Below are 8,492 nucleotides of genomic sequence, written 5' to 3' on the forward strand. Positions count from 1 at the left end.
CAGGCGCAATTGGCGGGGCGGTCTTCGCCGTTGCCGCGGCCTTTGCGCTGTGCTGGGCCTATGGCGGTTCTCCGACGATCGCGATCGGCCTTCTCGCGTTTTTCCTGTCCGTTTGCAGCCAGGTCGGCGACCTGTTCGAATCGGCGCTGAAGCGGCGCTGCGGGGCCAAGGATTCGAGCCATCTGATCCCCGGTCATGGCGGCGTGATGGATCGTGTGGACGGGCTCGTCGCCGCGGCATTTGCGATGTATGTTGTCGTCGTTCTGGTGGCGCTTGCCGGCCATGAGGGTTTTGCGGGCGACATGCTGATGAACTGGAGCGGTCTTGCCGCTCCGATGAATGGAGCCTGACCTTGCAGTTCGCCTTTACCAATGCCCCGGGAATGATCGTCGCCTTTATCGTGGCGATCTCCTTCCTCGTGTTCTTTCACGAGCTCGGGCACTACTTGGTCGGGCGCTGGTGCGGCATCCGCATTCTGGCGTTCTCGCTCGGCTTCGGGCCGGAGATCGTCGGTCGCACCGATCGCCATGGCACGCGCTGGAAGCTGTGCGCCATTCCGCTTGGCGGCTATGTGCGGTTTTACGGCGATGAGGATGTCGCAAGCCGCCCGGATTTCAAGGGCCTGGAAACGCTGCCGGAAGAGGAGCGCGCCCGCACGCTGAACGGCGCGGCGCTGTGGAAGCGCGCCGCCACGGTGGCGGCCGGGCCGATCGCAAACTTCCTCTTGGCGATCACGATCTTCGCCGTAATCTTCATGGTCTATGGCCGCGCGGTTTCCGATCCGGTGGTGGGCGAGGTGACACCCGACAGCCCCGCTGCGGCAGCGGGCGTTCAGCCGGGCGACGTCATGGCGGCGCTCGACGGCCAGCCCATCGACACCTTCGATGCCGTGGTGCGCTATATCAGCGTGCGCCCGGGCGTGCCGGTGGTGCTGACGGTGGAGCGGAACGGCGCGCCTGTCGACCTGACCGTCGTGCCGGAGCGGGTGGAGACCGAGGACCGATTCGGCAATGAGATGGAGCTCGGTCGCATCGGCGTCGTCGGTACGCGTGATTCGGGTAATTTCCGCGTCGAGCGCTACGGCCCGGTTGCCGCCATCGGCCAGGGTGCGCTGCAGAGCTGGCATATCGTGGTCAGCACCTATGATTATATCGTCAATGTCTTCGCCGGCCGGATGAAGGCCGACCAGATCGGCGGGCCGGTGCGGGTGGCGACGATGGCGGGGCAGATGGCCTCGCTTGGTATTGTCGCATTTGCTAATTTTGCAGCAATTCTTTCGGTTTCGGTCGGTCTGTTCAATCTGCTGCCGGTTCCCATGCTCGATGGCGGGCATCTGATGTTCTACGCGATCGAGGCCGTGCGGGGACGACCGCTTTCGGCGCGCGTCCAGGAATTCGCCTTCCGGATCGGCCTTTTCCTGGTGCTGGCGCTGATGGTGTTCGCGACGTGGAACGACACGATCGGGCGGATGGGCTAGCCGGATTTTAACCCCTTGACACTATTTGGTTAACCGTGCGCGCGCTCTCATCTTGCTGCAAACGGTTTCTTGTGCAAATGTGGCCTTGCCTTTGGCGTCGGAGATGATAGGAAACCCCTGAGGGAGTATCTCCGTCGTGCTGTTTACGTATTCCGTAGCGTTCGGTTTACCATAAACGCAAAAGAACGTGGCGATTTGGTCACGCTCGGGGCGGAAGTTGCGTCTGAGGGGCGGCTTTCTATTGCGTGGGGACGCGAAGTCTTTAGAACTTTAGACCACGTTGCCGAAAACCGCTTATACCGAGCGATTATAAAGGGTAGATAGTAGCATGGCCGGTTCAAGATTTTTGAACACAGTTTCAGGTGCGGCGCTTTCGTTTGCGGTCGCCGTTTCCGGGGGGGTCGTTGCCGCCGTTGCTGTGCCTGCAGACGCATATGCCGCCGTCGTCAGGAACATCACCGTCAACGGAACCGGTCAGGCCGGCTCCGACGCGATCAAGTCAAAACTGACGATCAAGCCCGGCCAGAGCTTCACCGATGCCGACATCAATCAGTCGATCCGCAATCTCTACAGCTCCGGCTATTTTTCCGACGTCAAGATTTCGGTTTCCGGCTCGACGCTGGTCGTGAACGTCACCGAGAACCAGCTCATCAACCAGGTCGTCTTCAACGGCAATCGCAAGGTTTCCGACAAGAAGCTCGAAGGCGTTGTGCAGCTTCATTCGCTCGGTCCGTATAATCAGGCCCAGGCGCAGGTTGACATCCAGAACATCAAGGACGCCTACGCCTCCATCGGCCGTTCCGATGTCGAGGTCACGATCCAGACGGCGACCGTTCAGGATAACCGCATCAACGTCGCCTTCGTCATCGATGAGGGCGGACGCACCAAGACCCGGAAGATCAATTTCGAAGGCAACAACACCTTCGGCGATGCGCGGCTCGCCTCGGTCATCCTGACCAAGCGCTCGACGCCGCTGTCGTTCCTGACGCGCAAGGATATCTACAATCCCGACAAGCTGCGCCAGGATGAAAAGCTGCTGCGCGATTTCTACAACAATCACGGCTTCCCGGATTACCGTCTTCTGTCGACCGACGTCGACTATGACGAAACCGACAATTCCTATTCGATCACCTTCAATATTTCGGAGGGCGATCGCTACAAATTCGGGGATATCGGCGTCGAGACCACGGTCGAGGGCGTCGACATCTCGAACCTGAAGGGCGATATCAAGACCAGGACCGGCAAGATCTATGACGCCGACGACATCCAGAAGACGTCGGAATCGATTGCCGCCTCGGTATCCTCCCAGGGCTATCCCTTCGCGCAGGTCAATCCGCGCGGCGACCGCAGCTTCACGAATGATACCTATTCGGTGAACTACGAGATCGATCAGGGCATGAAGGCCTATATCGAGCGGATCGATATCGTCGGCAACACCCGCACCCGCGACTACGTCATCCGCCGCGAGTTCGATCTGGCCGAAGGCGATGCCTATAACCGCGAGATGATCGCGCGCACCAAGCGCCGGCTCGAGGCGCTGGGCTATTTCAGCTCGGTCGAGATCAAGACGCTGCCGGGCAGCGCGCCCGATCGCGTGGTTCTCGAGGTCGATGTCGTGGATGAGCCCACCGGCTCGTTCTCGATCGGCGCCGGTTATGACGCCGAAGGCGATTCGTTGGTTCTGGAACTCTCGGTCGAGGAGCGCAACTTCCTCGGTCGCGGCCAGTATATCCGCGCCTCCGCCGGTCTCGGCGATGACGACTCGCAGATCTACAACTTCAGCTTTACCGAACCCTTCTTCCTCGGCTATCGACTGGCTGCCGGTTTCGATATCTATCGCGCATCGTCCTCGACCCAGGAATACTATAACTATGCCGAAACGGCGGGCGCTATCCGCCTGACCGCGCCGCTGACCGACAATCTCTATTCGACGGTCAGGTATTCCTACCAGCAGTTCGAATATGACGGTCGCGGCGACTGGCAGAACCTGAACAATGTTTCGCAGGTCTATCAGGACCTGATCAACGGCAGCCCGTGGGTGGTGTCGTCGCTGCAGCAGTCCTTCAACTTCTCGACTGTCGATAACCGGCAGATGCCGCGCGAAGGCGTGCTGGCCACGCTGAACAACACATTTGCCGGTCTTGGCGGCGATTCGCATTACTACAAGCTGGACGGCAAGGCGCGCTGGTATCAGATGATCTCCGATCAGGCCGATATCATCGGCTCGCTGACGGCGCGCGGCGGCTTCGTCACGCCGTTCGACGATAATCTGAACGTCTTCGACCAGTTCACGATCGGCGGTCAGCAGATTCGCGGCTTCAAGCAGAACGGTATCGGTCCGCGTACCGTGGGCACCAACGACGCACTCGGTTCACAGTACTACGCCACGCTTTCGGCAGAGACCAACTTCCCGTTGCCGGGTATTCCGGAAGACATCAATCTTCGCGGCGCGGCCTATGTTGACGCCGGGTCGGCTTGGGGTAACGCCGTGGAAGTCACCGGGACTCAGATCGAGGGCACCGATTTCTCGATCCGCGCTTCGGCGGGTGTAGGTCTGATCTGGAATTCGCCCTTTGGTGATCTCCGGTTCGATTATGCGGTCCCGTTCGCCAAGGAAGATTTCGACGAAACCCAGCGTTTCCGTTTCGGCATCGCCAACACGTTCTGATATCTGTTTCCAGAACTCAAAGCTTAACTGTTCTGGAGAACGGATATGGATCAGAACCAGTTTTTCGGCGCACGGCAGGCGATCCCTCTGGGTGAGCTTGCCGGCCGCATCGGCGCTTCTCTGTCACAGGCCGCGGCGAGCGATCGTCTTGTGGAATCGGTCGCACCGATCTCCCGCGCCGGGCCCAAAGACATCTGTTATATACAATCAAGGAGTTCGGCGGATTATCTGAAGACCTGCCGGGCGGCCGCGATCATCTGCCCCGAAGCGTTGACTCCGTTGCTGCCGGATGGGCTGACGGCGCTGGTATCCAACAATCCGCAGCTCGCCTTTGCCCGCGCTTCGGCGCTGTTGTATCCTGCGGCGATGCGGCCGCAGTCGCTGGTGGGCGATGGCGAGGTTTCGCCGCAGGCTTCGGTGGATGCGACGGCCGCGCTCGAGGCGGGCGTCGAGGTGTCGCCGTTCGCCGTGATCGGGGCGCGCGCGGAAATCGGTGCGGGGAGCCGAATCCTGAGCGGCGCCGTCATCGGCGCGGACGTGAAGATCGGGCGCAATGCGACGATCGGCGCCCATGTCAGCATCACCAACGCGCTCATCGGCAACAATGTCATCATCCATACCGGCGCCAGGATCGGCCAGGATGGCTTCGGCTATGCCGGAAGCCCGACGGGCATGGTCAAGCTGCCGCAGGTCGGACGCGTGATCATTCAGGACGATGTCGAGATCGGCGCCAATACCACGATCGACCGCGGCGCGATGGACGATACCGTGATCGGCGAGGGGACCAAGATCGATAATCTGGTTCAGATCGGCCATAATGTGCAGATCGGTCGTCATTGCGGCATTGTCAGCCAGGTGGGTATCGCCGGCAGCGTGAAGATCGGCGATGGCGTAATGATCGGCGGACAGGCAGGGGTCAATGGTCATCTCGAGATCGGCAGCGGCGTGCAGATTGCCGCGAGAAGCGGCGTTCTCTCGTCGATTGAGCCTGGATCGCGCGTCGGCGGCATTCCGGCGCGTCCGATGAAACTATATCTGCGCGAACTTGCGGAACTGAGCAGACGGGCTCAGACAGGGGGGGACGAGCAAGGTGAATGAGGCTGTGACTAAGACTTTGGAGCACATGGAACTTCTGGAGATTATGAAGTTCCTGCCGCATCGCTATCCGTTTCTGCTGGTCGACAGGATTATCGAGATCGAAGGCGACGACAGCGCGGTCGGCGTCAAGAACGTGACGGCGAATGAACCCCATTTCACGGGACATTTCCCGTCCATGCCGATCATGCCCGGCGTGCTTATTGTCGAGGGCATGGCCCAGACGGCGGGCGCGATCTGTGCGCGCAAGGCCAACGAGGTCGACAATCTGGTCTACTTCATGACCATTGACAATGCGCGCTTTCGCAAGCCAGTGGTGCCGGGCGACCAGTTGCGCTACAAGGTCGTCAAGCACAAGCAGCGCCGTCGGGTGTGGAAATTTCACTGCGAGGCGACGGTCGACGGACAACTCGTCGCGGAAGCTGACATCGGCGCCATGATGGTGCGCAAGGATGAAGAATGAGCAGAATTGCCAGCTCCGCCCGGATCGACCCGAAAGCGGTCGTGGAGGACGGGGCCGTTATCGGTGAGAACGCCATCATAGGACCGTTGTCCTATGTCGGTGCGGATGTTGTGCTGGGCGACGGCGTCCAACTGATGCATCACGCCACGGTGGAGGGCGCGACCCGGCTTGGGCCGGGCTGCCAGGTGTTTCCCATGGCGGTAATCGGCGGCGCGCCGCAGAGCGTGCGCCACGATGCCAGCCAGACCCGGCTCGAGGTCGGCCGGAATTGCATCTTCCGCGAGGGCGTCACGATCAACACCGGTTCGTCGCATGGCGGCGGCATCACGGTCGTTGGCGACGACAACCTGTTTCTGGCCAATTCCCATGTCGGTCATGATTGCCGGATCGGCAATGGCGTCATTCTGTCCAACAATGTCATGATCGGCGGCCACGTCGTCGTGCATGACAAGGTGATCCTCAGCGGCGGCGCCGCGATCCACCAGTTCGTCCAGATCGGCCGGCAGGCCTTCGTGGGGGGGCTGGCCGGCGTGGTAAACGATGTCATCCCCTATGCGATGATCGTCGATAATCCGGCGATGATGGGCGGGCTGAATGTCGTCGGCATGCAGCGCGCCGGCATCGAGCGTGAGGAGATTCATCTCGTCCGCAAGGCTTACAAGACGATTTTCTCTTCGGGTCTGATTCTGGAAAACGCCGAACTGGCGCGCGCGGAATTCGGCGGAAAGAGCGATGCCGTGGACGAGATGCTGCGTTTCATACTCGAACGCGAGGCCGAACGCTCGCTAACGACGCCGGGATCCAGGCGGCGCAAGGGCGCGGCGTGAATTCCGCGGCGGTCTCCGAAAAGGAGCCGATCGCGATCATCGCGGGCAACGGGCTTTTGCCCTTTTATGTGGCGAAGGCGGCGCGCGATGCCGGCCATCGGCCCTTCATCGTGCAGTTGCGCGGCGAGGGCGGAAACGACTGGTCGGGCTTCGAGCAGATGGAAGCTGATCTCGGCGGCTTCCGGCCGGTGGTGATGGCGCTGCGCAAACGCCGCATAGAGAAGATCGTTTTGTCGGGCGGCGTGAACAGCCGGCCTGAACTCCTGAGCCTGCGACCCACGCTTTCGGTGCTCGCCTCCATTCCCGCGATTCTCGCCAAGCTGCGCAGCGGCGGGGATGACAAGGTCCTGCGCATGGTGATCTCGCTGTTCGAAAAGCACGGCTTCGAGGTGGTGGCCGCGCAGTCGATCGCGGGCGACCTGCTTGCGGAGGCCGGCGCGCTTGGCCGGCACGCGCCGGATCGAGAGGCCGAGGGCGATATCGAAGCCGCCGCGCATGCCGCGCGCACGATCGGCGCGATGGATATCGGACAGGGCGCCGTCAGCGTCGGCGGTCGGGTGGTGGCGCTCGAGAGCGCGGAAGGCACCGACCAGATGCTGCAGCGCGTGGCGGCGCTGCGAAAGTCCGGCCGCATCAGCGCCCGGCGTCGCGGCGTTCTGGTGAAGGTGTGCAAGCCGCAGCAGGATCTGCGCGCCGATCTGCCATCGATCGGCGCCAATACGGTGCGATTGGCGGCGGCAGCGGGGCTCTCCGGCATTGCGGTGGAGGCCGGGCGGTCGCTGGTGCTCGGGCGCGAAGAGACGCTGCAGGCGGCCGACGCAGCCGGTCTGTTCGTCTACGGGCTGGAGCCTGACCTTCGATCATAAGGGAGCGGGATGTGGCTTTGAAAATCGGGATTGTGGCCGGCGAGGTTTCGGGCGACCTTCTGGGCGCGAACCTCGTCGCCGCGCTCAAGATGGCGCATGGCGGGCCGGTGGATCTCGTCGGCGTCGGCGGCGACGGCCTTGCCGGGGAGGGGCTGAGTTCGCTGTTTGACTACAGCGAATTGTCGATCATGGGGTTTACCCAGGTGATCGGCCGTCTGCCGCAATTGCTGCGCCGCATCCGTCAGACCGCCGATGCGCTGATCGCGGCGAAACCGGACATCATCGTCATCATCGACAGCCCGGACTTCACCCACCGCGTGGCAAGGCGCGTGCGCGCCGCAGCACCGGATATCCCGATCGTCGATTATGTCTGCCCGAGCGTATGGGCGTGGAAGGAATATCGCGCGCGCGACATGCTGGCCTATGTCGACCACGTGCTGGCGGTGCTGCCCTTCGAGCCGGCGGCGATGGAGCGGCTCGGCGGGCCGCCGACCACCTTTGTCGGCCACCGGCTGACCGAGGAGCCGGGCGTGCTTGCGGCCCGCCGTCAGAACCGGCTTGAACGGTCGCGGTCGAAGCCGACCATCATGCTGCTGCCTGGTTCGCGCAAATCCGAGATCAGTGCGCTCGCGCCGGTGTTTCGTGATGTCGCCGCGACGTTCGCGGCGCGCAATGACGGGTGTCGCATTATCCTGCCGACGGTGACGCGGAGGGAGCAGCAGGTGCGCGCGGCAATCGCAGACTGGCCGGTGCAGCCGGAGCTTTTCGTCGGCGAGGAGGCCAAGTGGAAGGCCTTCGCCATGGCCGATGCCGCGGTCGCCGCCTCGGGCACCGTGATGCTGGAACTGGCGCTTTCGGGCATTCCCGCCGTCTCCGCCTACAAGGCGGATTTCATTGGCCGTTTCATGCTGAACAAGATCACCGTATGGTCGGCATCGCTGCCGAACCTGATCGCCGACGCGCCGCTGGTGCCGGAATATTTCAACGACACGATCCGCGCCGGCGCGCTGGTGCGCTGGATGGAGCTTCTGACGAAGGACAGTTTCCAGCGGCGCGGCATGATCGAAGGCTTCGAGCGCGTTATCGCGCTGATGCA

General features: G+C 62.3%; 8 protein-coding genes. All 8 read left to right on the top strand.

The window, feature by feature from the left end; translation table 11 throughout:
• Positions 1 to 350: phosphatidate cytidylyltransferase (locus B4E36_RS23595; protein WP_345900889.1), on the top strand; the 350-nt coding region annotated here is incomplete at its 5' end.
• A 32-nt stretch (positions 351 to 382) separates the two neighbouring features.
• Positions 383 to 1,477, top strand: a complete 1,095-nt coding sequence (gene rseP / locus B4E36_RS23600; protein ID WP_292055580.1) for an RIP metalloprotease RseP — start codon at positions 383 to 385, stop codon at positions 1,475 to 1,477.
• Positions 1,478 to 1,805: 328 nt separating this feature from the next.
• The gene (gene bamA / locus B4E36_RS23605) at positions 1,806 to 4,145 is read left to right on the top strand and encodes an outer membrane protein assembly factor BamA (RefSeq protein ID WP_033409834.1); all 2,340 of its coding nucleotides are present in this window, start codon (positions 1,806 to 1,808) and stop codon (positions 4,143 to 4,145) included.
• Between the two features lie 45 nt (positions 4,146 to 4,190).
• The gene (lpxD, locus tag B4E36_RS23610; RefSeq protein WP_292055576.1) at positions 4,191 to 5,243 is read left to right on the top strand and encodes a UDP-3-O-(3-hydroxymyristoyl)glucosamine N-acyltransferase; all 1,053 of its coding nucleotides are present in this window, start codon (positions 4,191 to 4,193) and stop codon (positions 5,241 to 5,243) included.
• Positions 5,244 to 5,268: 25 nt separating this feature from the next.
• A complete protein-coding gene (fabZ, locus tag B4E36_RS23615) occupies positions 5,269 to 5,703 on the top strand; it encodes a 3-hydroxyacyl-ACP dehydratase FabZ (protein ID WP_018064162.1) in 435 nt (144 codons plus the stop codon).
• Entirely contained in the window at positions 5,700 to 6,530 is an 831-nt protein-coding gene (lpxA, locus tag B4E36_RS23620; RefSeq protein ID WP_292055575.1) for an acyl-ACP--UDP-N-acetylglucosamine O-acyltransferase, read from the top strand. Before fabZ ends, lpxA begins: the two co-directional genes overlap by 4 nt.
• A complete protein-coding gene (locus tag B4E36_RS23625) occupies positions 6,527 to 7,396 on the top strand; it encodes an LpxI family protein (RefSeq protein WP_292055574.1) in 870 nt (289 codons plus the stop codon). Before lpxA ends, B4E36_RS23625 begins: the two co-directional genes overlap by 4 nt.
• A gap of 17 nt (positions 7,397 to 7,413) precedes the next feature.
• A partial coding sequence (gene lpxB / locus B4E36_RS23630) for a lipid-A-disaccharide synthase (RefSeq protein WP_345900890.1) occupies positions 7,414 to 8,492 on the top strand: 1,079 nt, incomplete at its 3' end.

Source organism: Martelella sp. UBA3392 (assembly GCF_002358775.1).
Taxonomy (GTDB): Bacteria; Pseudomonadota; Alphaproteobacteria; order Rhizobiales; family Rhizobiaceae; genus Martelella; species Martelella mediterranea.

Bases quoted from the DNA above. Each gene is read 5' to 3' on its own strand.
- rseP (WP_292055580.1), top strand. From the start codon at position 383: ATGATCGTCGCCTTTATCGTGGCGATCTCCTTCCTCGTGTTCTTTCAC.
- bamA (WP_033409834.1), top strand. From the start codon at position 1,806: ATGGCCGGTTCAAGATTTTTGAACACAGTTTCAGGTGCGGCGCTTTCG.
- lpxD (WP_292055576.1), top strand. From the start codon at position 4,191: ATGGATCAGAACCAGTTTTTCGGCGCACGGCAGGCGATCCCTCTGGGT.
- fabZ (WP_018064162.1), top strand. From the start codon at position 5,269: ATGGAACTTCTGGAGATTATGAAGTTCCTGCCGCATCGCTATCCGTTT.
- lpxA (WP_292055575.1), top strand. From the start codon at position 5,700: ATGAGCAGAATTGCCAGCTCCGCCCGGATCGACCCGAAAGCGGTCGTG.